The 22,960-nt window shown below is 73.3% G+C and carries 20 protein-coding genes, 4 tRNA genes and 1 pseudogene; 9 read left to right on the forward strand and 16 right to left on the reverse strand.

Annotated features, from left to right (window positions below):
* Window positions 1-290: 290 nt before the first annotated feature.
* The 3 genes from IH00_RS0127790 to pgsA are packed head-to-tail and all read right to left on the reverse strand — an operon-like array spanning window position 291 to window position 3,057.
* Window positions 291-1,457, reverse strand: coding sequence for a glycosyltransferase family 4 protein (locus IH00_RS0127790; protein WP_031078316.1), 1,167 nt, complete (start codon window positions 1,455-1,457; stop codon window positions 291-293).
* Window positions 1,454-2,401 carry a phosphatidylinositol mannoside acyltransferase gene (locus IH00_RS0127795; RefSeq protein WP_031078319.1) on the reverse strand — a complete coding sequence of 316 codons (948 nt, stop codon included), beginning with the start codon at window positions 2,399-2,401 and terminating at the stop codon, window positions 1,454-1,456. Before IH00_RS0127795 ends, IH00_RS0127790 begins: the two co-directional genes overlap by 4 nt.
* The gene (pgsA, locus tag IH00_RS0127800) at window positions 2,398-3,057 is read right to left on the reverse strand and encodes a phosphatidylinositol phosphate synthase (protein ID WP_031078320.1); all 660 of its coding nucleotides are present in this window, start codon (window positions 3,055-3,057) and stop codon (window positions 2,398-2,400) included. The genes IH00_RS0127795 and pgsA overlap by 4 nt, the downstream gene beginning before the upstream one ends.
* A 359-nt stretch (window positions 3,058-3,416) precedes the next feature.
* Here pgsA and IH00_RS0127805 point away from each other — a divergent pair, with 359 nt between their 5' ends.
* Complete coding sequence (locus tag IH00_RS0127805; protein WP_031078321.1) at window positions 3,417-5,618, forward strand: elongation factor G-like protein EF-G2; 2,202 nt, start codon at window positions 3,417-3,419, stop codon at window positions 5,616-5,618.
* A gap of 224 nt (window positions 5,619-5,842) precedes the next feature.
* A complete protein-coding gene (locus IH00_RS0127810; RefSeq protein WP_420710930.1) occupies window positions 5,843-7,489 on the forward strand; it encodes a hypothetical protein in 1,647 nt (548 codons plus the stop codon).
* A gap of 68 nt (window positions 7,490-7,557) precedes the next feature.
* Here the strand turns inward: IH00_RS0127810 and IH00_RS0127815 are convergent, their stop codons facing one another.
* From IH00_RS0127815 to IH00_RS0127830, 4 genes are all read right to left on the reverse strand, one after another.
* A complete protein-coding gene (locus IH00_RS0127815; protein ID WP_031078325.1) occupies window positions 7,558-8,121 on the reverse strand; it encodes an HIT family protein in 564 nt (187 codons plus the stop codon).
* Window positions 8,122-8,203: 82 nt separating this feature from the next.
* Complete coding sequence (gene thrS, locus IH00_RS0127820; RefSeq protein ID WP_031078326.1) at window positions 8,204-10,186, reverse strand: threonine--tRNA ligase; 1,983 nt, start codon at window positions 10,184-10,186, stop codon at window positions 8,204-8,206.
* Window positions 10,187-10,305: 119 nt separating this feature from the next.
* A complete protein-coding gene (locus IH00_RS0127825; RefSeq protein ID WP_031078327.1) occupies window positions 10,306-11,532 on the reverse strand; it encodes a hypothetical protein in 1,227 nt (408 codons plus the stop codon).
* On the reverse strand, window positions 11,532-12,128 hold the full coding sequence (locus IH00_RS0127830; RefSeq protein ID WP_031078330.1) for a DUF4365 domain-containing protein: 597 nt from the start codon (window positions 12,126-12,128) through the stop codon (window positions 11,532-11,534). The genes IH00_RS0127825 and IH00_RS0127830 overlap by 1 nt, the downstream gene beginning before the upstream one ends.
* A 154-nt stretch (window positions 12,129-12,282) precedes the next feature.
* On the opposite strand from IH00_RS0127830, the gene IH00_RS0127835 reads away from it, so the two are divergent.
* Window positions 12,283-13,011: a 3'-5' exonuclease gene (locus IH00_RS0127835; RefSeq protein WP_031078331.1), complete on the forward strand. Its 729-nt coding sequence runs from the start codon at window positions 12,283-12,285 to the stop codon at window positions 13,009-13,011.
* 58 nt (window positions 13,012-13,069) lie between these two features.
* Here IH00_RS0127835 and IH00_RS0127840 read toward each other — a convergent pair.
* Together IH00_RS0127840 and IH00_RS0127845 are read right to left on the reverse strand one after the other, a co-directional pair.
* Window positions 13,070-13,141: transfer RNA gene (locus IH00_RS0127840), tRNA-Val, on the reverse strand.
* 50 nt (window positions 13,142-13,191) lie between these two features.
* Window positions 13,192-13,641 (reverse strand): SRPBCC family protein, encoded by a 450-nt coding sequence (locus IH00_RS0127845; protein WP_031078332.1) that lies wholly within the window; start codon window positions 13,639-13,641, stop codon window positions 13,192-13,194.
* A gap of 91 nt (window positions 13,642-13,732) precedes the next feature.
* On the opposite strand from IH00_RS0127845, the pseudogene IH00_RS37750 reads away from it, so the two are divergent.
* Window positions 13,733-16,029, forward strand: a pseudogene (locus IH00_RS37750) (SCO7613 C-terminal domain-containing membrane protein).
* Between the two features lie 63 nt (window positions 16,030-16,092).
* Here IH00_RS37750 and IH00_RS0127855 read toward each other — a convergent pair.
* Together IH00_RS0127855 and IH00_RS0127860 are read right to left on the reverse strand one after the other, a co-directional pair.
* A tRNA-Val gene (locus IH00_RS0127855) sits at window positions 16,093-16,167 on the reverse strand.
* Between the two features lie 75 nt (window positions 16,168-16,242).
* Window positions 16,243-16,707 carry a TIGR02611 family protein gene (locus tag IH00_RS0127860; protein ID WP_031078334.1) on the reverse strand — a complete coding sequence of 155 codons (465 nt, stop codon included), beginning with the start codon at window positions 16,705-16,707 and terminating at the stop codon, window positions 16,243-16,245.
* Window positions 16,708-16,897: 190 nt separating this feature from the next.
* Here IH00_RS0127860 and IH00_RS0127865 point away from each other — a divergent pair, with 190 nt between their 5' ends.
* Window positions 16,898-17,311, forward strand: coding sequence for an SsgA family sporulation/cell division regulator (locus tag IH00_RS0127865; protein WP_003959770.1), 414 nt, complete (start codon window positions 16,898-16,900; stop codon window positions 17,309-17,311).
* A gap of 316 nt (window positions 17,312-17,627) precedes the next feature.
* On the forward strand, window positions 17,628-18,188 hold the full coding sequence (locus tag IH00_RS0127870) for a CGNR zinc finger domain-containing protein (protein ID WP_031078336.1): 561 nt from the start codon (window positions 17,628-17,630) through the stop codon (window positions 18,186-18,188).
* Between the two features lie 10 nt (window positions 18,189-18,198).
* Here IH00_RS0127870 and IH00_RS37755 read toward each other — a convergent pair whose 3' ends face one another.
* Complete coding sequence (locus tag IH00_RS37755; RefSeq protein ID WP_158827952.1) at window positions 18,199-18,402, reverse strand: hypothetical protein; 204 nt, start codon at window positions 18,400-18,402, stop codon at window positions 18,199-18,201.
* A 194-nt stretch (window positions 18,403-18,596) separates the two neighbouring features.
* Complete coding sequence (locus tag IH00_RS0127880) at window positions 18,597-19,088, reverse strand: hypothetical protein (RefSeq protein WP_031078338.1); 492 nt, start codon at window positions 19,086-19,088, stop codon at window positions 18,597-18,599.
* A 130-nt stretch (window positions 19,089-19,218) separates the two neighbouring features.
* On the opposite strand from IH00_RS0127880, the gene IH00_RS0127885 reads away from it, so the two are divergent.
* Window positions 19,219-19,749: a DsbA family protein gene (locus IH00_RS0127885; RefSeq protein ID WP_031078340.1), complete on the forward strand. Its 531-nt coding sequence runs from the start codon at window positions 19,219-19,221 to the stop codon at window positions 19,747-19,749.
* Window positions 19,750-19,879: 130 nt separating this feature from the next.
* Here IH00_RS0127885 and IH00_RS0127890 read toward each other — a convergent pair whose 3' ends face one another.
* The 3 genes from IH00_RS0127890 to IH00_RS0127900 are packed head-to-tail and all read right to left on the reverse strand — an operon-like array spanning window position 19,880 to window position 22,620.
* The gene (locus tag IH00_RS0127890) at window positions 19,880-20,719 is read right to left on the reverse strand and encodes a GNAT family N-acetyltransferase (protein WP_031078342.1); all 840 of its coding nucleotides are present in this window, start codon (window positions 20,717-20,719) and stop codon (window positions 19,880-19,882) included.
* 36 nt (window positions 20,720-20,755) lie between these two features.
* On the reverse strand, window positions 20,756-21,568 hold the full coding sequence (locus tag IH00_RS0127895; RefSeq protein ID WP_031078344.1) for an aminotransferase class IV: 813 nt from the start codon (window positions 21,566-21,568) through the stop codon (window positions 20,756-20,758).
* A complete protein-coding gene (locus tag IH00_RS0127900) occupies window positions 21,565-22,620 on the reverse strand; it encodes a chorismate-binding protein (protein WP_031078346.1) in 1,056 nt (351 codons plus the stop codon). The genes IH00_RS0127895 and IH00_RS0127900 overlap by 4 nt, the downstream gene beginning before the upstream one ends.
* Window positions 22,621-22,765: 145 nt before the next feature.
* Here IH00_RS0127900 and IH00_RS0127905 point away from each other — a divergent pair.
* Both IH00_RS0127905 and IH00_RS0127910 read left to right on the forward strand, forming a co-directional pair.
* Window positions 22,766-22,838, forward strand: a tRNA-Gly gene (locus tag IH00_RS0127905).
* Between the two features lie 35 nt (window positions 22,839-22,873).
* Window positions 22,874-22,947 (forward strand) — tRNA-Cys (locus tag IH00_RS0127910).
* The last annotated feature ends 13 nt before the right edge of the window (window positions 22,948-22,960 follow it).

The following is a 22,960-nucleotide window of genomic DNA, read 5'->3' on the forward strand; positions in this document are numbered from 1 at the left end:
CCCGCGGAGCCCCTTCAGGGGGCCTTCACGGCCCGCCCCGGCCCGGCTTTCTCCGCCGGGCCGGGCCCCGCCCGGAGCCGTCCTGGGGAGTGTCCGCGAAGCGGCGTCGTCCGCCCGTGGGGCGGGGCCGGCGGCGTCCGGTGCGAGCGATCGCACGGCGGAGGAGGAAGCCACTGCGGTGGGGGCACGGCCCGTACCCGGAGGGCGACGGGGGCCGGCGGCGACCGACGACCACGCGGCGAGCGTGCGTGCCAGGCGCCGCCGGGCGGACGGGACGTCGCGGACACGACCTAGTCGCGCGCCAGCCCCCAGCGCGCCCACAGACCGCCGGTGCGATCGTCCGCGGCGACCGAGGCCGCCGCTCCGTCCGTCACCGTCTCGTACACGGCGAGGATGTCCGCGCCCACCGTCGACCAGTCGAAGCGGCGCACGTGCGCGCTGCCGCGCTCGTGAAGCTCCTGGCGGCGTGCCGGGTCGCCGAGGAGGCGGATCGCCGCGTCGGCCAGGGCGTCGGCGTCCTCGTTGGCGAACAGCTCGCCCGCCGCGCCCTGGTCCAGCACCTGGGCGAAGGCGTCCAGGTCGCTGGCGAGCACCGGCGCACCCGCCGACATGGCCTCCACCAGGATGATGCCGAAGCTCTCGCCGCCCGTGTTGGGCGCCACGTACACGTCCACGCTGCGCAGCAGCCGCGCCTTGTCCTCGTCGCTGACCATGCCGAGGAACTCCACCCGCCGGCGCATGTCCGCGGGGAGCGAGGCGACGGCCTCCTCCTCGTCGCCCCGGCCCGCCACCAGCAGCCGGGTCTCCGGGCGGGCCGCGAGGATCTTCGGGAGCGCCTTCATCAGCACCGGCAGACCCTTGCGGGGCTCGTCGATGCGCCCGATGAAGCCGAGCGTGCCGCCCTGCCACTCCGCCTTGGGTTCGGCCTTGGCGAAGAAGTCGACCTCCACGCCGTTGGGGATGACGACCGCGTCCCCGCCCAGGTGCTCCACCAGGGTCCGGCGGGCGTACTCGCTCACCGCGATCCGCGCGCTGATCTTCTCCAGTGCGGGCTGGAGGATCGGGTACGCGGCGATCATCGCCCGGGACCGCGGGTTCGAGGTGTGGAAGGTGGCCACGATCGGGCCCTGTGCGGCCCAGCAGCTCAGCAGCCCCAGCGACGGCGACGCCGGCTCGTGGATGTGGATCACGTCGAAGGTGCCGTCGTGCAGCCACCGGCGCACCCGGGCCGCCGACAGGAACCCGAAGTTCAGCCGGGCCACGGAGCCGTTGTACGGCACGGGCACCGCGCGCCCCGCCGACACCACGTACGGCGGCAGCGGTGTGTCGTCGTCGGCCGGCGCGAGCACCGACACCTCGTGACCCAGCCGGATCAGGTGGTCGGCGAGGTCGCGGATGTGGAACTGGACGCCGCCCGGCACGTCCCAGGAATACGGGCAGACGATGCCGATCCTCACGCGGCCGGTCCCTTCGCGGAGCCCCGGCCGGAGCCGCGGCCGCGGTCCGGGGTGTCGAGGTCGGCCAGCCACAGCCGCTGGAGCATGTGCCAGTCCTCCGGGTGCTCGGCGATCCCGGTGGCGAAGGCATCGGCCAGCGCCTGGGTCATCACGGCCGTCCGCTCGGCCCGCGTACCCGTCTCCGGCACGTCCACCGGCGGGTGGACCCGGCCCTTCATGACCGGCGTGCCGTCGTACCAGAGCGTCACCGGCAGCAGCAGCGCGCCCGTCTGCTGGGCCAGCATCGCCGGCCCTGCGGGCATCCGCGCCGTCTCGCCGAAGAACTTCACCTCGACACCCGAGGCCGACAGGTCCCGGTCCGCCACCAGGCACACCAGGCCGCCCGCCCGCAGCCGCCGCGCCAGCGTCCCGAACGCCGACCCGCCGGTGTGCGGCAGCACCTCCATGCCGAGCGACTCGCGGTACGCCACGAACCTGTCGTACAGCGACTCCGGCTTCAGCCGCTCGGCGACCGTCGTGAACGGCACGCCCAGGGTCCGGGTCACCCACACGCCGGCCAGATCCCAGTTGGCCAGGTGCGGCAGTGCGATGACCACGCCCCGTCCCGCCGCCAGCCCGTCCGTCAGGTGGTGGACGTCCTTGATGTCGATGCTGTCCCGGACCCGCTGCGCGCTCCAGGCGGGGAGGCGGAAGGATTCCATCCAGTAGCGCATGTACGAGCGCATCCCGGCCTTCGACAGCTCGGCGAGCCGCGCCGGCGAGGCGTCCGGGACCACGCGCGCCAGGTTGGACTCCAGGCGCAGCACGCCCTTGCCGCGCCGCTGCCACGCCGTGTCGGCGATGCGCCGCCCCAGACGCGTGGCGACCGGCTCCGGCAGCTTCTTCACCGCGGTCCAGCCCAGTCCGTACAGCGCGTCCGTCAGACGCTCGGTCATCGCACTCATGTGGCCTCACTCCCCCTCGGTCCGGCCGCGTCCGCCTCCGCGGCCTCGCGCCGCACCGTCACGACCCGCTGTCCCAGCGTCACCGCACTGCCCACGGCCACCACCCACAGGGCGATCGGCAGGAGGACCTGGATGCCCGGGACGCCGAACGCGTGCAGCCCGGAGAACCCTGCGGCCACCAGCGAGACCACCAGCCGCTCGGCCCGCTCGACCAGTCCGTTCACGGCGACCGGCAGGCCGATCGACTCGCCGCGGGCCTTGGTGTACGACACGACCTGGCCGCTCGCCAGGCAGAAGATGGCCACGGCGCACAGCACATTGTCGTCGCCCCCGCCGGCGTACCACAGGGCGAAGCCGCCGAAGATGGCGCCGTCCGCCACCCGGTCCAGCGTCGAGTCCAGGAAGGCGCCCCAGCGGCTGGAGATCCCCGCCTGGCGGGCCATGTTGCCGTCGACCAGGTCGGAGAAGACGAACAGGGTGATGACGATGGTGCCCCAGAAGAACTCGCCCCGCGGGTAGAAGACCAGAGCACCGGCCACCACCCCGGCCGTGCCGATGAGCGTGACGGCGTCGGGGCTCACTCCGCGGCGGAGCAGAAACGCGGCGAACGGTGTGAGAACACGCGTGAAAAACGCACGCGCGTACTTGTTCAGCATGGCCTTCCCGAGGGGTCGGTGGGCCGCGCGGCCCCTACGGCCACCGGCTGGCCCATCGTAGCCAGCACGGCACCGCTCCCACCGGCGGGCACCGCGCGGCCGTTTCCGGCGTCGTTCGGCGTCCGCCGCCGGCGCCGTCGCAGCGGCGGACGGAGGGCGGACCGCCGCACGCCGGTCCCTGCGCGCCACGGGCGACCGCGGCGCATGTCCGTCGTATGGACGCGGGCCGAGCGGAGTGGAAAGCTCGAAAGACCACCGCGGGCATCATCGGGGCTGCCCCGCAGGGGTCTGTCCCCCCTGGCGCCCGCGTCCCCACCTCCACCGCGCACCCCGTGCACCGGCGATCAGGAGGAAGAATCATGGGCGACAAGGCGAACACCCACCCAGGAGCCGCCGGCAGGGCTCTTACGGCCGACCAGCCCGCATCGGTACGGAATGTGGTGCTGGTCGGCCACAGCGGATCCGGCAAGACGACGCTCGTCGAGGCCCTCGCGCTGACCGCCGGGGCGGTCAACCGGGCGGGCCGCGTCGAGGACGGTGCCACGGTCTCCGACTACGACGAGATCGAACACCGCCAGCAACGCTCCGTACAGCTCTCGCTCGTCCCCGTCGCATGGGACGGCCACAAGATCAACCTGCTCGACACCCCCGGATACGCCGACTTCGTCGGTGAGCTCAGGGCCGGACTGCGCGCCGCGGACGCCGCCCTGTTCGTCGTCTCCGCGGCCCAGGAGGCCGACGCCGTCGCCGGCTCCACCCGCATGGTGTGGGAGGAGTGCGCGGCCGTGGGCATGCCCCGCGCCATCGTCGTGACCCACCTCGACACGGCGCGCACCGACTTCCGGCGGCTCACCCAGGTCTGCGCCGAGATCTTCGGCGGCGACGACCCCGACGCCGTCCTCCCCCTCTATCTGCCGGTGCACGGTCCCGAAGGGCCCGACGGGCACGCCCCGGCGACCGGCCTCGTCGGCCTGCTGACGCAGAAGATCTTCGATTACACGTCCGGTGAGCGGAAGGAGAACCCCCCGGACGACACCCAGCGCGACCTGATCGCCGAGGCCCGCAACCGGCTCATCGAGGGGATCATCGCCGAGAGCGAGGACGAGACCCTCATGGACCGCTACCTCGGCGGCGAGGAGATCGACCTCAAGACCCTCGTCGACGACCTGGAGAAGGCCGTCGCGCGCGGCACCTTCCACCCGGTTCTCGCGGCCGCTCCCGCCGCCCCCGGCGGCAAGCAGGGCCTCGGCACCGTCGAGCTGCTGGACCTGATCACCCGCGGTTTCCCCACCCCCCTGGAGCGCGAGGCGCCGGTGGTCACCACGCCGCAGGGCGAGCCGCGGCCCCCGATCACCTGCGACCCCGACGGGCCGCTCGTCGCGGAGGTCGTCAAGACCTCCTCCGACCCGTACGTCGGCCGGATCTCGCTGGTCCGCGTCTTCTCCGGCACCCTCCACCCCGACGAGACGGTGCACGTCTCGGGCCACGGACTGGCCGACCGGGGCCACGAGGACCACGACGTCGACGAGCGCATCGGCGCCCTGTCCGCCCCGTTCGGCAAGCAGCAGCGGCAGATGAGCCACTGCATCGCAGGTGACCTGTGCTGTGTCGGGAAGCTCGCGCGCGCGGAGACCGGCGACACCCTGTCCGGCAAGGACGACCCGCTCCTCATGGAGCCCTGGACCATGCCGGAGCCGTTCCTGCCGATCGCCATCCAGGCGCACAGCAAGGCGGACGAGGACAAGCTCTCCCAGGGCCTCGCGCGGCTCGTCGCCGAGGACCCCACCATGCGCCTCGACCAGAACCAGGACACCCACCAGGTGGTCCTGTGGTGCCTCGGCGAGGCCCACCGCGACGTGGCCCTGGAGCGGCTGCGCAACCGCTACGGCGTGCAGGTCGACGTCGTACCCCACAAGGTGGCGCTGCGCGAGACCTTCGCCGACAGGTCGGCCGGGCGCGGGCGGCACGTGAAGCAGTCCGGCGGGCACGGGCAGTACGCCATCTGCGAGATCGAGGTCGAGCCGCTGCCGCAGGGTTCCGGCATCGAGTTCGTCGACAAGGTCGTCGGCGGCGCGGTTCCCCGCCAGTTCATCCCCTCCGTCGAGAAGGGCGTACGGGCCCAGGCCGCCAAGGGCGTGGCCGCCGGGTACCCCCTCGTCGACGTGCGTGTCACCCTCCTCGACGGCAAGGCGCACTCGGTGGACTCCTCCGACGCCGCCTTCCAGACCGCCGGGGCGCTGGCGCTGCGGGAGGCCGCGGCCGATGCCCGGATCCACCTCCTGGAACCGGTCTCGGAGGTCCAGGTCCTGGTGCCCGACGAGTACGTCGGGCCGGTGATGAGCGACCTTTCCGGCCGCCGCGGCCGGGTCGTCGGAACCGAACAGGCGGGCCCGGGCCGGACACTCGTCCGGGCCGAGGTGCCCGAGCTGGAGATCGCGCGGTACGCCGTCGACCTGCGCTCCATCTCCCACGGCACGGGCCGGTTCGACCGCGGGTACGCGCGGCACGAGGCCATGCCCGCGCACGTCGCCGACAAGCTCCGTGCTTGCGAAGGCAGTTGACCGGCAGTCACCTCACCGGCGCCGGGTGCCGTCCGGACCGCCACGGTGCGGTGGACGGCATTCGGCCGTCCGGGGGCGCTCCGCGTCCGCCCCCGATACGCTGGAGTGCCCCGGTCCGCCTCGGGTCATCAGGTGTGCGGGGCGCGGTGGTTGGGAAGGCCGCAGAGCGGAGGACGCGCAGGCGGCAGGCGGTACACGCGGCAATGGGGGCGGCGGCAGTGACGATGGACGGTTTCTTCGGCCCCGGGGCACAGGTCCCGCTCCAGGGCTCGGACGGGCAGACGGTGGCGACGCATGCGCTCGCCTCCGCCGCGTACCGCGACGATCGCGTGGAGAAGATCCTCGAAGCCAACAACGAGTGGCACGAGTCGACGGTCAAGAAGGGCAAGTTCTCGCTGTTCGAGCCGAACCTCGGCGAGGCGTTCTCCCGGGCCGTGCAGGTCCGGATGCTGGGCGGGGCCCGCAAGCCCCTGATCCAGTCGTTCGGCACCGAGCCGCAGCCCGTCGTCGAGCACTGCCTGGCCGCCACCAACATCCGCAAGCAGCGCGACAAGCTCCTCACCCTCATCACGGTCGTCTTCGGTGTCGCCTTCCTGCCCGGCATGCTCCTGTGGATGGCCGTCTTCCAGCTGCGCCGGACCCTGGCCGGCTCGACCGACAAGAAGCGCTCCGGCGCCCTCGGCGCCGCCCTGTTCGCCGCGGTCGGGATCCTCGCCCTGCTCTTCCTGTTCCGGCTGCCGTTCGGCGGCTTCATGGCGATCTACCTGCGGGTCATGATCGTCGCGCCGGTCATCGGCTGGTTCCTCGCCAAGCGGGTGTGCGAATCCACCGCCAAGGACCTGCGGGCGCGCTGGGACTCCCTCCTCAGCGGTGGCGGCGGCGTCGGACCCAAGATCCCCGAGGCAGTCCCCCAGGACCCCAACGAGACGGCTGCCGAGGAGCTGCGCCAGTCCCTGGAGAAGCTCACCGCCGAGCAGCGCTCCAACGTCGTCTTCTACGCCGGCCCCAAGGGCATACTCGGCATGGGGACCCGCTGGGGCAGCTGGCACCTCGCCGAGGAGCTCGTGCCCCAGGAGGGCAGGGAGATCCACGCCTTCCGCACCTGGGACGTGATCCGGCCCATCCACGACCAGCTGAAGCTGCTGGAGCGCGGCACCCTCAAGACCGGATTCCCGGCGCCGTCCGTGAAGCACTGGATCGTCACCCCCGTGGGCGAGGGGGCCAAGGAGGTGGCCCGGCCGGAGGGCGAGGACATCGTCGCCTACCAGGTCAAGCCGCACGAGATACAGCGCGTCTGCAACGAGAACCAGTTCGGCAAGGGCAACCGGCACTACCTGGGCGTGCAGTTCGTGCTCTGGGACGGCCAGCTGGTCCTCACCATGATGGTCACCGTCACGGCCCTCCTGCACACGCTGCGCATCGAGGTCACCGGCCATGCGCTGGGCCCCGTGCACTCGCTCTTCACGACGAAGCCGGAGCCCAAGAAGAAGGAGGTCTCCAAGACCGTCAGGTTCTGGGAGACCAAGGAGATCATGCTGCCGCTGATCGACAACGACGAGGTGGTGCGGCTGGCCGTCCGGGCGCCGCTGACCTGGTTCCCGCCGGTCCTCGACTTTCTCGGCGGCAACCTGGTGCTGCCGGAGCCCTTCGGTCTGCGGCACGCCTGGGCGGCCCAGCCCTGGCGCCACCGCTTCATGGCCGACGACGCGATCCGCGCGGCGACGCCCGTGCTGCGGGCCGTGCACGCCGCCACGATCAAGATGCTCGACGAGCACGGGGTGGACACGGAGCGCTTCACCAACCGCTCGATGGTGCTCAGCGGCTTCGTCCAGGACCCGATGCCGAAGAAGGCGGACGTGTACGACGCATGATCAGCACGCCCGGGGCCGCTCCGCCCGGAGGAGCCCCGGGCGGTCGCGGGCCGGGCGGGGCAAGGTGCCTATGCGGTGGCGGGCCAGGCGTCGGCGAGCATCTGCCGGGTGTCCGCGAGGAGTTGCGGCAGCACCTTGGTGTGGCCGACGACCGGCATGAAGTTGGTGTCACCGCCCCAGCGCGGGACGATGTGCTGGTGCAGATGGGCGGCGATCCCGGCGCCGGCGGCCCCGCCCTGGTTGATGCCGATGTTGAACCCGTGCGCCCCTGAGGCGGTGCGCAGCGCGGTCATCGCCTGCTTGGTGAGCAGTGCGAGCTCGGCCGTCTCGGCCTCGTCCAGCTCCGTGTAGTCGGCGACGTGCCGGAACGGCACCACCATGAGGTGCCCGCCGTTGTACGGGTACAGGTTGAGCACCGCGTACACCGTCTCGCCGCGGGCGACGACCAGGCCGTCCACGTCGGACTTCGCCGGGATGGTGCAGAACGGACAGCCGTCGTCGGCACCGGGGCCGGTCGGCTTGTTCTCCCCCTGGATGTACGCCATCCGATGGGGCGTCCACAGTCGCTGGAACGCGTCAGGCGTCCCGACTCCGATCTGCTGCTCCGGCTCAGTCGTCATGCGGGCCAGCATATTCGCTGACGGTTACAGCCGGAGCGGCGAGGGGCGGCCCCTGCCCGGGACCGCCCCTCGTCTCAGCTTCCTGTCACGACCGTCACACCTGGACGCGGCGCTCCACGACGTCGGCCAGCTTGGCGAGGGCCTCGTCCTTGGGGATGCCGTTCTCCTGCGAACCGTCGCGGTAGCGGAAGGAGACGGTGCCGGCATTCATGTCGTCATCGCCCACGATGACCATGAACGGGACCTTCTGCTTCTGCGCGTTCCGGATCTTCTTCTGCATCCGGTCCGAGGAGGCGTCCACCTCGACCCGCAACCCCTTCTTCTTCGCCTCGGCGGCGAACTCCTGGAGGTACGGGACGTGCGCGTCGCCGATCGGGATGCCGACCGCCTGGACCGGAGCCAGCCACGCCGGGAAGGCACCCGCGTAGTGCTCCAGCAGCACGGCGAAGAAGCGCTCGATGCTTCCGAAGAGCGCCCTGTGGATCATGACCGGACGCTGCTTGGAGCCGTCGGCCGCGGTGTACTCCAGGTTGAAGCGCTTCGGCTGCTGGAAGTCGACCTGGATGGTCGACATCTGCCAGGAGCGGCCGATGGCGTCCTTCGCCTGGACGGAGATCTTCGGGCCGTAGTACGCGGCGCCGCCCGGGTCGGGGACGAGCGGCAGGCCCTGCTTCTCGGCCGCCTGGCGCAGCGCCTCGGTGGCCTCCTCCCACTCCTCGTCCTCGCCGATGAACTTGTCGGACTCGGGGTCGCGGGTGGACAGCTCCAGCTCGAAGTCGGTCAGGCCGTAGTCGCGCAGCAGGTCCAGGACGAAGGTCAGGAGCGAGTCGAGCTCCTGCGGCATCTGCTCCTTGGTGCAGTAGATGTGCGAGTCGTCCTGGGTGAAGCCGCGGGCGCGGGTCAGCCCGTGCACGACGCCCGACTTCTCGTACCGGTACACAGTGCCGAACTCGAACAGCCGCAGCGGCAGCTCGCGGTAGGAACGGCCGCGCGCCCGGAAGATCAGGTTGTGCATGGGGCAGTTCATCGCCTTGAGGCGGTAGTTCTGCCCGTCGAACTCCAGGGGCGGGAACATCGCGTCCGCGTAGTTCGGCAGGTGCCCCGAGGTCTCGAAGAGCTGCTCCTTCGAGATGTGCGGGGTGTTCACGAACTCGTAGTCGGCGTCCTCGTGGCGCTTGCGCGAGTAGGTCTCCATCTCGCGGCGGACGATGCCGCCCTTGGGGTGGAAGACGGCCAGACCGGAGCCCAGCTCCTCGGGGATGGAGAACAGGTCGAGCTCGGCGCCCAGCTTGCGGTGGTCGCGCTTCTCGGCCTCGACGAGGAAGTCCAGGTACGCCTTCAGCTCGTCCTTCGAGGGCCACGCGGTGCCGTAGATGCGCTGCAGCTGCGGGTTCTTCTCGCTGCCGCGCCAGTAGGCCGCGGCGGAGCGCATCAGCTTGAACGCCGGGATGTTCCGGGTGGTGGGCAGGTGGGGACCCCGGCAGAGGTCCTTCCAGCACAGCTCGCCGGTCTTGGCGTCGAGGTTGTCGTAGATGGTCAGCTCGCCGCCGCCCACCTCGGCGTCGGCGCCCTCGGCGGCCTGGGCGGCGTTGCCCTTGAGGCCGATGAGCTCCAGCTTGTACGGCTCGTCCGCGAGCTCCTCGCGGGCGGCCTCGTCGCTGGTGACGCGGCGCGAGAACCGCTGCCCCCGCTTCTGGATCTCCTGCATCTTCTTCTCGATGCGCTTGAGGTCCTCGGGGGTGAACGGCTCGGCGACGTCGAAGTCGTAGTAGAAGCCGTCCTTGACCGGCGGGCCGATGCCCAGCTTGGCCTCGGGGAAGAGCTCCTGCACGGCCTGCGCCATGACGTGCGCGGTGGAGTGCCGCAGGATGTTCAGGCCGTCCTCGGAGGAGATCCCGACCGGCTCGACGGTCTCGCCGTCCCGGACCTCGTACGCGAGGTCCTTGAGCTCGCCCGCGACGCGCGCCGCCACGACGGTGCGGTCGCCGGCGAAGAGGTCGGCGGCGGTAGTGCCCGTCGTCACCACGCGCTCTTCCCGCTCGGAATCGCGTTGGATGATCACACGGACGTCTGACACCGGTCTCTCCTGCCTGAAGGGGAAGCGCCGCAGTCGTATCGCGCGCGCCGTACCGCATGGTACCGAGCGACCGCCTCGCCCCGCGAAACGGTTTCCCCTCGTCCGCGCCCTCCGCGCGGTCAGTCGCCGGGCCCGCCGCTCTCCCCGTGGAAGTCCGGGTGCTCGTGGAGCGACTTCATCAGCCGGTCCCGTTCCTCCTCGTCCACCTGCACGGGGGCCACTCCCGAGGCGTCGGTCAGCCGCCGGAAGCCGCCCCGGCTCTCCAGCCGCCCCGTGATCCGCACGGGCAGCCCGAGCAGGTGGGCCTGCCCGGCCGTGCGGTACGCGTCCTCGTCCAGTGCCACCCGTACGTGCGGCACCTCGGCGCCCGCCAGCACCCGCAGGCGCACGGTGCCGGCGCCGCGCGGCCCGGACCGCCGCATCCGTACCACCGCGCCGGTGATCCGGACGGGGACGGACGGCTCGTCCCGGAGGTAGCGCGCCCCGGCCTCGCGCAGCGCGGGCAGGTCGCCCGGGGAGAACTCCACCGGTTCGGGCCGGGCCGCGCACCCCTCGGGCACGTCCACGGCCGGGGCCCACTCCAGGGCGATCCGGGCGCCTTCGGAGCCGCGTACGAGGGCGATCAGCGCCTCGGTGAGCTCCCGGCTCACGCCCGCCTCGACGGCGGTGTCGAAGGCGTCGTGCCGGCCGGTGGCCCGGCGGTAGTCGACGGCCTCCCGGGCGGCGTACAGGGCGTGGTGGAGGCGGGCGGTGACGGGCCTGCCCGGTTCGACGGGAACGAACGCCGTCAGCCCGCGCCCGCCCGGCGCCGCCGCCACGAGCACGCCCTCCAGGAGGGCCTGGGCCTGCCGCCGGTGCCGCGCGCCGTGGTAGCCGGCCCGGCCGCGCACCGCGAGGGCGCCGGCGAGGAGGACCTGGCGGGCGGCGGAGCGCAGGTGCTCCTCCGCGGTCCAGGTGGCGGTGCCGGAGGGTCCCGGGGGGACGTCGCGCCACCAGCGGATCTCGTCGCTGGGCACGGTGAGTCCGACGAGCACCTCGCGGGCGGAGGGCGCGGGGCAGCGGGCGAGCGCGGTGAGCGCCTCCCCGAGGAGGTCCTCGCAGTCGGGGAAGGCGCGGCTCTCGGGGACGAGGAGGCTGAGGGGGGCGGTGCCCGGGCCCGGCGGGGTCCAGCGGCTGTAGCGGCCGGCCGCGCCGCCGCGCCGCCGCCAGCCGTGCCGGCCCAGCAGCGCGCCGAGGACGAGCGGGTCGACGTGGGCGGGGTCGGGGGCGGTGCCCTTCCACGGGGGCGGAGGGCCGGTCAGGGGGCTGGGATGGGGCCGCATGGGTTCGTCGCTCGGCCGGTGCATCAGGGTCTTCCTCCCGCCCCGACCCGGGTCATGATCTCGCAGAGCGCCCGGTCGTCGAAGATCCGCGTCGTGGGGATGCGCACGGTGGTGCGGCGCCTGCCGGTGACCGGGTGGCCCGCGAGGTTGGTCCAGTAGCAGCAGTGCCTCAGGTCGAGGCGGTCGTGGCCGGCGCGCAGCCAGTCCTCCCGTGTCCTGGGGACGATCATCACGACCAGGATCTTGTGCACCGAGACGGGGGTGCGGGCGAGCTTCACCAGGTGGTCGTTGTCGAGGGTGAAGGAGAAGGCGGGCCCCGGTGGGTGCGGGGGGATCTGGTACGTGGCCTTGAGCTGCACCTTGATGGTGACCTCGTCGTCGACCACGTGTCCCGGCGCGCTGTGGCTGACGTGCCAGTCGATGCCGTTGTCCGGAAAGGGCTGGGAGAGCGAGCAGCCCGCGGCGGCCGCGACCGCGTGGAGGTAGCCCACTTGGAGGGTCTCCATGCAGGCGGTGGTGGCGAGTCCGCCCCGCAGCGGCGCGAGTTGCTGGGGCAGCAGCCCTCCCCCTCGGCTGTCGGCGCGGGATGTGCCCCCAGGTTCGGGCTGCGCGAGCGCCATGGCTCTTCATGCCTTCCGGGCGACGACGGGGCGTCAGTTCGACGGTCCCTCACCTGTGTTGTCACCACGTTGCGTACGGGGCAAACGGCGCGGGTATCACCGTTTCGGGCAGGGGATCACGCCATCTGCCGGGCATGTGCGAGGAGTTCGGGGTATGACGCTCTGGTTCGAGGGGCCCCTGGCCGCATTCGACACGGAAACCACCGGAATCGACGTCGAGCAGGACCGCATCGTGTCGGCCGCCGTCGTCGTCCAGGACGCCGCGGGAGGGCGGGTGCGGACCACCCGCTGGCTGGTCAATCCGGGCATACCGGTGCCGCCGGCCGCCACGGAGGTCCACGGCCTGACGGACGATCACCTCCAGCGCAACGGGCGCTGGCCGGCGCCCGTGATGGAGGAGATAGGCCGGACGCTGGCGGAGCACTGCGCGGCGGGGCGCCCGCTGGTGGTGATGAACGCGCCGTTCGACCTGACGCTGCTGGACCGGGAGCTGCGCCGCCACCGGGCCTCGTCGCTCGACCGCTACCTGCAGAACGTGCCGCTGTGCGTCCTGGATCCGCGCGTCCTGGACAAGCACGTGGACCGGTACCGCAAGGGCCGGCGCACGCTGACGGACCTGTGCGAGCACTACGGGGTGGCGCTGGAGGGCGCGCACGACGCGGCAGCCGACGCGACGGCGGCGCTGGAGGTCGTACGGGCCGTGGGGCAGCGGTTCGCGACGCGGCTGGAGCGGCTGTCGCCGGCGGAGCTGCACACCTTGCAGGCGGTGTGGCACGCGGCGCAGGCCCGGGGGCTCCAGGCGTGGTTCGCGCGCAACGGGTCGGACGAGGCGGTGGATCCGGCGTGGCCGCTGCGCCCGGAGGTTCCGGCGGCCGCCGCGTGACGCACGGCCACGGGATGCAGAAAGCCGGTCCGCGCGATGACGGACCGGCTTTTCCCGGTGGGCGATACTGGGTTCGAACCAGTGACCTCTTCGGTGTGAACGAAGCGCTCTCCCACTGAGCTAATCGCCCGGGAACGCACTGAACCATACAGGTCCGGGCGCGTTTCCTTCAAACCGCATTCAGGTCCCGGCCAGGCGGGCGGCCAGCGCCCGGCGTCCGGCGCGCATCATCAGCGTGTGGTTGACGCGGAAGAAGGGGCGGGCGGGGACGGCGAGACGCCGCAGCAGGGGCCTGCGGACGTCCACCTCCTGTTCGTAGACGGCGCGGGTGGAGTGGGCCCCGTCGGCGGCCACGGTCCAGCGGGCCCAGCCCTCGAGGTCCCCGCCGAGCCCGACCTCCAGCACGCGCGCGTGCGGGTCCTCACGGCGCGCGGTGACGGTGACCCGGAGGTCGTACGGGAGGACGGACCGCACGCGCACGCGACCCCGCCGCTCGTCGATCCGGGCCGCCTCGCGCACCTGCGGCCACCAGCGCGGGTAGTCGTCGGGCGCCGCCAGCACCGCGTAGACGGCGGCCGGCGGGGCGGGCAGGTTCCAGACGCTGCGGAAGCGGTAGTGACTCCAGTCCATGACAGGAAGTCTCGCCGCCTGGGGCGTACTCACACGGATATGAGTACGAGCCCTCATGCCGAGCGGTGTGGCGCGGACCACACTCCGCGGTATGGAAAACGTTCCTCCGCCCGCCCAGGAGCTGGTGCTCCTCGACCGCGAGCTGGCCCGACTCGATGCGCGCCGTGCGCAGTTGCTCGCCCGCAGGGCGTGGCTGCTGAGTGTGCTGTACCCGACGACCGCCTCCGCGCCGCCGCCCGCGGCCGTGGAGGCCACGCCCCGCGGCGCGCAGAACGTCCTGCTCGCACTGGGCGGGTTGCTGCTGGCGGTGGCCGCGGTCGCCTTCACGCTGGTGAGCTGGGGCCACTTGGGCATCGGCGGCCGCGCGGCGGTGCTCGGTGCCGTGACGGTCGCGGCGCTGGCGGCGCCGGTCGCGCTGCTGCGGCGCGGGCTGGCGTCGACGGCCGAGTCGGTGGCGGCGGTGGGTCTGCTGCTGACCGTGCTGGACGCGTACGCGCTGCACCGCGTGGCGCTGCCGGGGGCGGACGGCCTGGGGTACGCGGCGGTGGCCTCCGGGGTGCTCGCCGCGCTGTGGACGGCGTACGGCGTGGGCGCCGGCCGGCTGCGGGTGCCGCTGCCGGCCGCGGTGCTGGCCGGGCAACTGCCGCTGCCGCTGGGCGCGCTCGCCGCCGGCGCGGAGGCGCTGCCCCTGGCGTGGGCGGCGTTGCTGACGGCGGCCGCCGACGCGGCGCTCGCGCTGTGGGCGCGGCCGGCGGCGGCGGTCCGGAGGGTGGCCTGCGGCGCGGCGTGCGCGACGGGCGCCTGGGCGGTGCTGTCGGGGGGCCGGCTGTCGCTGGTGGAGGGCGGCGCCGGTCCGGCCGCGCTGCTGCTGGCCGCGGCGGGCCTGGCGCTGTACGCGGCCTGGCGCACACCGGCGGCGGCGGTGGCGTGCGCCTCCGCGGCGGGCCTCGTGGCGGTGGCGGGGGCGGGCGGTCTGCTGCGGGAGGCGCTGCCGCAGGGGTGGACGGTCCCGGGCTACCTGGTGTGCGCGGTCGCCGTGGCGGCCGCGGTGCGCCTCGGGCCGGTGCCGCGCGGAGCCGTGGTGGGGCTGCTGGCCGCGTCGGCGGTGGTGCAGGCGTTGTCGGTGGTGTGGGCGGCGGCTTTCCTGGTGGCTGCGCTGGTGCGGCCCGGTCAGGGCGTGCCGTGGCCGGTCCCGGTGGTGCTGCTGACGGTCGCCGCGGCCCTGGCGGTGCCCTGGCGGCGTCGGGAGCCCTGTCCCTTCCGGCGGCCCTGGAGCTGCCGTACACGACGACGGCGGCGGCCCACCTCGTGCTGACGGCCGTGCTGCTGGCCCTGATGGTCCGCCCGGCGGTCCTGACGCGGGGCCTGCCCGCGCCCGCGGCTCCGGCCGCGACGGCGAAGGATGCCGTGCCGCTGACCGCCCCGGAGGTCCTGGGCCGGGTCGCACTCGTCTGCGCTCTGGTGTCCGCGGGCGGCGCGGCCCTGGCGGTGGCTGCGCCGGAGACGGCCACGGTCGTGGTGCTGGGGGGCGTCGCCGCGCTGTTCGCGGGCGCCGCGCCGTTCGCGCGGGGCGCGGTGCGGGCGGTCGCGGCGTGCACCGGGGTCGTCGCGGCGGCCGGCTGCACAGCGGCCGGTTCCGTGCTGGCCTCGCTGCCCGCGCACCACGCGGCCCTCGCGCTGCTCGCCGTACCGGCCGGCACGGCAGGCGCGGGTGCCCTGCTGCGGCGGCACCCGGTGGCGCTGCCGGTCGAGCTGACCGGTGCCGCCGTGGCCCTCGCGGCGCTGGCGCTCCCGGTCGCCCGGCCGGCGTACCTGGCGCTGGTGCTCGCGCTGTGCGGGATCCTCGCGTCGGCCACGGCCCTGCGTCCGGAGCGCCGTCCCGCCGCCGGGTACGCGGCCGCGGCGCTGTTCGTGGCGGCGGCCTGGGTCCGGCTGGCCGTCTCGGAGGTGTCGGCCCCGGAGGCGTACGCACTGCCGGTGGCGGTACCCGCGCTCGTGGTGGGCGTGCTGCGCAGGCGGCGCGACCAGGAGGCGTCGTCGTGGACGGCGTACGGCCCGGGGCTCGGCACGGCGCTGGTGCCGAGCCTGGTGGCGGCCTGGGGCGACGCGGACTGGCCGCGGCCCCTACTGCTCGGTGCGGGTGCGCTCGCGGTGACCCTGGTGGGCGCCCGGTGGCGGCTGCAGGCACCGCTGGTGCTGGGCGGCTCGGTGCTCGGCCTGGTAGCACTGCACGAGCTGGCTCCGTACGTCGTGCAGGTCATGGGCGTGCTGCCGCGCTGGCTGCCGCCGGCCCTGGCGGGTCTGCTGCTGCTCGCGGCGGGCGCGACGTACGAACAGCGGCTGCGGGACGCGCGACGGCTGCGGGACGGCCTCGGCCGGATGCGCTGACGCCCCGGTGCGGACATGCCGAAGGCCTGGAGACTCGATCGGTCTCCAGGCCTTCGATCCGGGTGGTGGGCGATACTGGGTTCGAACCAGTGACCTCTTCGGTGTGAACGAAGCGCTCTCCCACTGAGCTAATCGCCCGGGCGCACCGCAAACATTACCCCATGTCGGAGGGCTCCCCCGCCGCGGGCGGGAGGAGGAGCCCTCCCTCCGCCGTCAGCGGGCGATCTTCCACGGCATGACGATGCCGTACTTCCACACGTAGATCCCGACCAGGACGGCGATGATCACCAGGCCGACCGTCGTGAGGATGATGTTGCGTCTGCGCACCTTCGGATCCAGCGCCCGCTGCGCCGCCTCCGTCACCTTCCGCTTGGTCCAGCGCAGCACGAGCTGCGCCCACACGAACTCGGTGGCCCAGATCGCCATGCCGGCGAAGATCACCAGCCAGCCGGGGCCCGGCAGCGGCAGCATGACCACCCCGGCCCCGACGACGGCGAGACCGACGACGAAGACGCCGACCTGCCAGCTGAGGTGCAGCGTGCGCCGCGCCTTGATGAAGTCGGGGGCGCGCGAACCGAGCTCCTGCTCGTCCGTCGCGGCCTCCGTCACGTCCCCCGTGGCGGGATGGCGGTCCACCGGCTCGGCGACCCTCCCCCGCTCGTCACTCTCCGCATTCATGAGGCCCAACCTACCCGACGGAAGCGCATCACCGGAATGGACGTATAACCACCGGTTACACACCGCCGAACGAGGTAGCTCATCCATCACAAAACAGACAGAGGGGTTTACAACGACACCGTAGGTGGCATGTCGATTTCGCCGACGTGCGAATCCCCGAGCGCACACTGAGCGAAAGGCCCTGGCGCTTATGAACACCACGGTCAGCTGCGAGCTGCACCTGCGCCTCGTTGTATCGAGCGAGTCCTCACTGCCTGTACCGGCGGGCCTGCGGTATGACACGGCCGATCCCTATGCCGTGCACGCCACCTTCCACACCGGAGCCGAGGAGACGGTCGAGTGGGTGTTCGCCCGCGACCTTCTCGCCGAGGGGCTGCACCGCCCCACCGGAACCGGCGACGTCCGCGTCTGGCCGTCTCGCAGTCACGGCCAAGGCGTTGTCTGCATCGCGCTGAGCTCCCCGGAGGGCGAAGCCCTGCTCGAGGCCCCCGCGAGAGCCCTGGAGTCGTTCCTGAAGCGGACCGACGCCGCGGTACCTCCGGGCACCGAGCACCGACACTTCGACCTCGACACGGAGCTCTCCCACATCCTGGCCGAGAGCTGACCGGCCACCAGCCGGCACACGCTGAGCCAGGCCCGCAAGCCGCACGGCGCCGTCCGAACTCGGGGCGACGGCGCCGCGTGGACAACCCCACACGGCCCTCCACCGGCCACCGGCACGGACACCTGCGCCGTCACCGCGGAAACCACCGCTGTGACGGCGCGGTCGCGTTCCCGCTCCCGCGCGCGAACCGACCGCTCGGGCCTCCGGCGGGGTGCCCGCGGGCCGGGACGCCCGGGGGCGCGCCGCCCGGGAGCCGCTAGAGTCTGCGCACATGCGTCGGGCACCCGCCCGCGGCAGCAGGCCAGGGAGCGAATTCGTGCTGATCCCTCACGACACCCGGATCGCCCTCGACACCGTCGTCGATCTGATGAACACCGCACCGGAAGGCGGCCGGGGCGACGAGCTCGGGGACGTCGCGGCGCTGTACGCGTTCGTGCGGAGCCACAACGTCAGCGGCGTCGGCGAGCTGGGCGCGCAGGACCTGAAGGCGGTGCAGGACGTACGGAAACGGTTCACCGATGTCTTCGCGGCGCCGGACGCCCGCGCCGCCGCCGCGCTGATCAACCAGCTGGTGGCGGCGGCCGGCACCACGCCGCAGCTCACCGATCACGACGGCTACGACTGGCACGTGCACTACTTCGCGCCGGGCGCGTCGGTCGCCGACCACCTGGCCGCCGACTGCGGCATGGCCCTCGCGTTCATCCTGGTCGCGGGCGAGCGGGAGCGGCTGCGCCGCTGCGAGGCCCCGGACTGCGGCCGGGCCTTCGTCGACCTGTCGCGCAACCGCTCGCGCCGCTACTGCGACAGCCGTACGTGCGGTAACCGCCTGCACGTGGCGGCGTACCGGGCCCGCCGCAAGGAGGCCACGTCCGGCTGAGCCGTCGCGCTCACAGCAGGAACAGGTCATGGACGGCCGCCATCAGCAGCAGGCATCCGATCACCCCGAGGAAGATCATCAGCGGGGGCTGGGAGAGCGCGAACAGACAGCCGCGCGGCTCCTGGGTCGGGGCGGGGTCGGTCCCCCGCGAGGTATCCAGCATCTCGGGGCCGATCATCGCGCACACGACGGCCCGGACACCGGCCAAAGGCATGCGCAACACGCCTGAGGGTGACGCCGGTTCGCCGGATCAGGCGCCACGTGTGGTAATGCGGTCCGCGACCCCGCGACCCCGCGACCCCGCGACCCCGCGACCCCGCGTCTCCTCGGACCCGGTGACCCGGGGATCCTGTGGCCCCGCGTCTCCTCGGACCCGGTGACCCGGTGACCCTGTGGCCCCGCGGCTCCTCAGATGCCGTGCTTCCTGAGGATGGCCTCGATGTCGCTGAAGTCGTCGGCGGGGGCGGCTGCCCGCTCCTGCTCGCGGGCCGGCCGGCCCGCGGCCGGCCTGCTCCCGGCGCCCGCCGCTCCCCCGGCACCCGCGCCCAGCGAGGGCGCCGACGCGGCCGGAGCGACCGCGTCCGGCTGCGGAGCCCGGCCGGCCCGGCGCCGCTCGACGGCCCGGGTGGTCATGAACAGCAGCCACGACACCCCCAGCACACCGAAGCCGGCCCAGGCCACCGGGCTGAAAGCCGTCCGGGCCAGCCACTCCACGGCCCCGGTCATCACCAGCCCGAGCGGCACGAGTGCGTAGGCCACGATCCGGGCGGCGGCGAGGAACCGCTTGCGGTACGCGGCGACGGCCGCGACGCCCAACCCTGCCGCGGCCACGGCGGCGCAAATGGTCTCGGCAAGCATCCGGTCCTCCAGGCGTGGGCGGGGGCGATACGTCCCTTCCATCCTGCACCGGGCGGCGGTGCGGCGGCCACGGTCCCCGCGGAACGTCAGGGAGATCTCCGGGACGGCCTCGTCCCCCGGGGCGATCAAGGCCCGGTTGGGGTGTCCGCCGCGCTCCTGGGAGACTGCTCCCATGAGTGACTCCACCCCCGACCGCACCTCCGAACCCGTCGTCCTCGACGTCTGGTGCGAGCTCCAGTGCCCCGACTGTCATGCCGCCCTGGACGACGTGCGGGCCCTCCGGGCCCGTTACGGCGACCGGATGGAGCTGCGGCTGCGGCACTTCCCGCTGGAGAAGCACCGGCACGCCTACGCCGCGGCGCAGGCCGCCGAGGAAGCGGTGGCCCAGGGCAAGGGCTGGGCGTACGCGGAGGCCGTGCTGGCGAGGACCGGGGAGCTGGCGGCCAGGGGCGAGCCGGTGCTCCTCGAGGTGGCGGCCGAACTGGGACTGGACGCGGAGGAGTTCGACACGGCCCTGATCGACGGCCGGCACCTGCTGATCGTCGACGCCGACCAGGCGGAGGGCACGGCGATCGGCGTCACCGGCACGCCCACGTACGTCATCGGCGGCGAGCGGCTGGACGGCGGCAAGAGCCAGGAGGGGCTGCGCGGGCGCATCGAGGAGATCGCCGACCGGCTCCTGGCCGAGCAGGGCAGGGCGTAGGGCCTGTCCTCCGGATCCAGCCGGGCGCGCGGGGTCCGACGCAGAAGACAGGCCCCGGGTCCGGGGCCCTGGGGGCTGAGCGTCGTCCGGCCGCCGGGCCGACCGGATGTCCGGGGACACGGCCCAGGCCCTACAGCAGGTGCTTGAAGCTGTTGATGTGCGTCGTCCGGTAGCCGAGCGACTCGTACAGCCGCAGGGCCGGGGTGTTGTCCGCGAAGACGTGGAGCGCGATCACGTCCAGGCCCCGGCCGCGGGCGGTCCGCTCGGCGAGGAGCATCAGCGCGCGGCCGTACCCCTTGCCGCGCACGGCGCCGGCGACCTCGATGTCGTACACGTACGCCTCCCGCACGCCGGGGGCCGGCTCCCGCTGCCCGGTCCACAGACGACCGGCGACGGCGCCGTTCTCGACCACGACGTGGAAGGCGGCACCTTCGGTGGCGAGGCCGTCGGGCAGCGCCTCCCGGTGGCTCGCCTCCGACTTCGCCCGGGCCGCCGCTTCGGGTACGCCGCGCTCGATCCACTGACGGGCGAAGGTCTCCCGGGCCGTGGCGTGCCAGTCCTCGAACTCGGCCGCGGTCATGGGCCGGAGCGTCACGCCCTCGGGCAGGGCGGGCGCCGTGCCCCCGAGCCGCTTGGCCATGTTGCGGCTGCGCTCGGTGTAGCCGAGCGCGTCCGCCATCCGCAGCGCGACCGCCGCTCCGGCCGGCACGGAGATCTGGACCTGGCGGCAGCCCCAGCCGCGCAGCACCTCCTCGGCGGCGAGCGCGGCCACGGTCCCGCGCCCCCGGCCGCGGTCCGGCTCGTCGATCTCCAGCGAGCGGATCACGCCGATCGCGGGCCCGAAGCCGGGCATCGTGCCGAGCTCGACCCCGCCCACCGGACGGCTGTTCACGCAGACGTCGTACGAGCGGGAACGGGTGCCGTCGGGGCTCTGCTGAAGCGGCCCGGTCGGCCGCAGGGTGGTGGTCATCGGTGGTGTACTACCCACCGCACGGCCGGATCTGCGTCACATCTGCGCCGCGCGCTCCGCGAAGATCCGCATGGCCTTGGCGGTGACCGGGCCCGGCGCTCCGGGCAGGTCGCGTCCGTCGACGCGGTGGACGGCCTGGACGTCGCGGAGGGTGGAGGTCAGGAAGACCTCGTCGGCGGTCTCCAGCACGTCCATGGGCAGGTCCGCCTCCCGGGCGCCGGTCCACTCCACGGTCAGGGCGCGGGTGATGCCGGCGAGGCAGCCCGAGGCGACGGGCGGGGTGAGCAGCTGCCCGTCCACGACGACGAAGACGTTCGAGCCCGTGCCCTCGCAGAGCTGTCCGACGGTGTTGGCGAAGAGCGCCTCGGAGGCGCCCTGGCGGTGCGCCTCGGCGAGGGCGACGACGTTCTCCGCGTACGAGGTGGTCTTGAGGCCCGTGAGGGCGCCGCGCTCGTTGCGGGTCCAGGGGACGGTGATGACAGCGGTGGTGTCGGGGCGCCGGGTGGTCTCGCCCAGGGCCACGACCAGCGTGGGACCGGCGTCGCCGCGGTCCGAGCCGAGCGGGGAGACCCCGCCGGTGTAGGTGATGCGCAGCCGGCCCAGCGGCATCGGGTTGGCCTCCAGCACGGCGTCGCAGGCCCGGCGCACCTCGTCGAGGTCCGGGTCCGGCAGCCCGAGGCCGCGCGCGGAGCGGGTGAGCCGGTCGAGGTGGGGCTCCAGCGCGAAGAGCCGGCCGTCCTCCGCCTTGAGCGTCTCGAAGACGCCGTCGCCCACGGTCAGGCCGTGGTCCAGCACGGACACCCGGGCGGTGTCCGCGTCACGCAGCCCGCCGTCGACCCACAGCTTCATCGTCCGATGGTCCTTCCACTCGCCTCGTACGCCCCCGACGCTATCGCGAGCAGCCGGGAAGCCTTGAGCTCGGTCTCCTGCCACTCCCGCTCCGGGTCCGAGCCCCAGGTGATGCCGGCGCCGGTGCCGAAACGCAGGACACCCGGGCCTTCGGTGCGGTCGATCCAGAAGGTGCGTATGCCCACCGCGAGCTCGCCGGTGCGGCGGTCGGCGTCGACCCAGCCGATGCCCCCGCAGTACGGCCCCCGGGGGGCGGTCTCCAGCGCCTCGATGATCCTCAGGGCGCTGGACTTGGGTGCGCCGGTGACCGAGCCGGGCGGGAAGGTGGCCGCGAGGAGGTCCTTCCAGCCCGCGCGCGGGGCGAGCTCGCCGCGCACGGTGGAGACCAGGTGGACCAGCCCGGGGTGCGCCTCCACGGCGCAGAGGGCCGGAACGGTGACCGAGCCGGTGGCGCAGACGCGGCCCAGGTCGTTGCGGACCAGGTCGACGATCATCACGTTCTCGGCGTGGTCCTTGTCGAGCAGGTCCTCGGCGGTGCGGCCGGTGCCCTTGATGGGACCGGACTCGACGGTGCGGCCGTCGCGCCGCAGGTAGAGCTCGGGGGACGCGGTGGCCGTCTCCACGCCGTGCGCGGGCAGGCGAATCGTTCCGGCGTACGGCGCGGGGTTGCCGCGCGCCAGGAGCGCGGTCAGCGCGTCGACGTCAGCGTCCGGATCCGGCAGGGGCGCGGAGAGCACCCGGCACAGGTTCGCCTGGTAGACCTCGCCGGCGGCGATGTGCTCGCGGATCCGGCGTACACCGGCGGTGTACGCGGCGCGGTCGAGCGAGGACGTCCAGTCACCGGCAGCGGGCCCGCGCCAGGCGCCGGGGACGGGCGCCGGCACCGGGGCCGTACGGACGTCACCGAAGCGAGCGCAGGTCAGACGCCCTTCGAAGTCGGCGCTGACCGCCCAGAAGCCGGACGAGTCCAGGGCCTCGGGATCACTGGTGACATCCCTCAGGTCGGTTGCGAGGAGGCCGCCGAAGCGGGCCAGAGGAGCGAGGTCGTGCACGGATGCGAGTGTATGGCCGGGGCCGGGGGGACGGTGCGGAGCGAGGGCAGCGCAGCACGCTGGGCAAACGCGTTTTTGTACTGGCCCGGGAATCCGCTAGAGTTCAACACGTCGCCGGGACGCGAAAGCGCCACGGAAACGACAAGCGGACGTGGCTCAGTTGGTAGAGCATCACCTTGCCAAGGTGAGGGTCGCGAGTTCGAATCTCGTCGTCCGCTCGAAGTGGGGGATCTTCCCGACCCCCCGCACTCCGGGTGGAGTGGCCGAGAGGCGAGGCAACGGCCTGCAAAGCCGTCTACACGGGTTCAAATCCCGTCTCCACCTCCAAGGACGATTAGCT

Source organism: Streptomyces sp. NRRL S-118 (assembly GCF_000716335.1).
Taxonomy (GTDB): domain Bacteria; phylum Actinomycetota; class Actinomycetes; order Streptomycetales; family Streptomycetaceae; genus Streptomyces.